Here is a 1,294-nt window from a genome sequence, read left to right as displayed (position 1 = left end):
TGTATGACCGGATACATAGGTGACAGATCAGACCGGGAACATAGGTAACACTTTCTAGTCTATCCGGACCACACTCTCGGTTTTTCGGTCGTAGTACGCAAGCGTTATTCCATTAAAGATGATGGCCTCCAGGCCATCATCCTGTTCCTCCAGCATTATGTATTCGCCTGTCAGGGCTTCACTCAGGAACACCGTCCCCTTTTTACCCATATACAGCGTGCCCCTCGATTTGACTCTGTAGACCATACCCCCTGCCGGATAAGCGTATTCAGGAACCCTGCCATCCCACTGTCGGCCTGAGGGTTGCCAGACCGTTCCGGGCGTTGCGCCGTTCAGCGCTTCGTGTGGGCGCTCATGATTAAACTCCTCCCGGTAATGGCTGAACCAGCGCTGCTGCTCTTCCATCGTCATGAAGGTATTGCCATGCCGCAGGGCGCTCTTCAGCGAACGGTGCATGCGTTCATGACGTCCGTTCTCCTCCGGATGTCCCAGCCGGATACGCTCCGGCCTGACACCCAGCTTTATCAGCCAGACCGCAAGACGGCTTAATCCGGCGATACCCGTCCCGGCGAACGGCTGGCCGTTGTCGGTTCTGAGCACATCCGGGAGCCCGTATTCCAGGAACGCCTCCGTCAGGCACTGTCTGACGAACGGCTCGCTCTCCCGGTCTGTTCCGCGACAGCTCAGGAGATACCGGCTGTGGTTATCGGTCAGGGTGAAGGGATGGCAGTACTCGCTGCTCAGCAGTCTGAACTTGCCTTTAAAATCAGCGCTCCAGACCTGATTGTTTTCACTGACCCTGGTCAGCGGCTGACGATTTCCCGGTGTCCTGCGCTTACGTTTTTTATCCGGTACGAGGCCTTCGCGTTTGAGGATATCGCCGATGGTGCTGGCCGCGGGCACGGTAAAATCGACAGCGTGGTTGAGACACCACATCCGCAGTTTTTTAGGCCCCCAGTCAGGATGTTTTTGCCGTAATGCCGTCAGATAACCGGCGATGTCATCCGGAACAGAACGGGAAGATGAATGGGGTGCCCGCGAGCGGTCAAAGAGCGAGGAAGGGTCAGAAGGTTCGAAGCGCTGAAGCCACTTGTAGCCGGTTTTGCGGCTGATGCCGAAGAGACGGCAAAGGGCTGAAAAGGAGTCCGCGCCTGCATGGCATGCACGGATAAATTCAAGGCGTTGCATAGGTCGGGTCTCAGTCCAGGGCATAGTGAGTCTCCTCTTCTATGCCAGTTATAACTGTTACCCATGTATCCGGTCTAAAGTGTTACCCATGTTTCCGGTTCATACC

General features: G+C 55.9%; 1 protein-coding gene. It reads right to left on the bottom strand.

Going from position 1 to position 1,294, the window contains the following annotated elements; all coding sequences use genetic code 11:
• Positions 1-54: 54 nt before the first annotated feature.
• Positions 55-1,212, bottom strand: a complete 1,158-nt coding sequence (locus QQF33_RS03315) for an integrase core domain-containing protein (RefSeq protein ID WP_285157374.1) — start codon at positions 1,210-1,212, stop codon at positions 55-57.
• Positions 1,213-1,294 lie beyond the last annotated feature (82 nt).

Source organism: Lelliottia wanjuensis (genome assembly GCF_030238365.1).
Taxonomy (GTDB): domain Bacteria; phylum Pseudomonadota; class Gammaproteobacteria; order Enterobacterales; family Enterobacteriaceae; genus Enterobacter; species Enterobacter wanjuensis.
This window is presented reverse-complemented; position numbering and strand designations above follow the sequence as displayed.

What these genes read in the sequence shown, in the direction of transcription:
- QQF33_RS03315 (WP_285157374.1), bottom strand. Translation starts at nt 1,212, where the DNA reads ATGCCCTGGACTGAGACCCGACCTATGCAACGCCTTGAATTTATCCGT.